The organism is Paraburkholderia diazotrophica, from assembly GCF_038900755.1.
GTDB classification, from domain to species: domain Bacteria; phylum Pseudomonadota; class Gammaproteobacteria; order Burkholderiales; family Burkholderiaceae; genus Paraburkholderia; species Paraburkholderia diazotrophica_A.
Genome location: NZ_JBBPEN010000079.1, coordinates 1 through 452 on the forward strand (window position 1 = coordinate 1; position 452 = coordinate 452).

Sequence of the window (452 nt, forward strand, 5' to 3'; positions counted from 1 at the left end):
GTTTTGTCGAACGCGAGTTGTTGCCGGGCATCGAGCAGTGGGAGGAGGCTGAAAGCTTTCCCCGTGAGCTCTACCTCAAGGCGGGCGCGGCGGGAATTTTAGGCATCGGTTATCCAGAAGCGCTGGGCGGCAGCCACGAAGGTGATCTGTTCGCCAAAGTGGCGGCCAGTGAAGAGCTGATGCGCTGCGGTTCTGGCGGGGTCGTGGCGGGGCTCGGGTCACTGGATATCGGCCTGCCGCCGGTCGTCAAATGGGCACGGCCCGCGGTGCGCGAACGCGTGGCGCCGCAGGTGCTGGCAGGCGAGAAGATCATCGCCCTGGCCGTCACCGAGCCCGGTGGCGGCTCGGATGTGGCCAACCTGCAAACCCGCGCCATTCGTGATGGCGACTATTACCGCGTCAGCGGCAGCAAGACCTTTATCACCAGCGGTTTCCGTGCCGACTTCTATACC

The 452-nt window shown here is 64.4% G+C and carries 1 protein-coding gene; it reads left to right on the top strand.

Annotation, left to right across the window (positions count from 1 at the left end):
• The coding region (locus AABE10_RS36300; protein ID WP_342937851.1) for an acyl-CoA dehydrogenase family protein at positions 1-452 on the top strand (452 nt) is incomplete at both ends.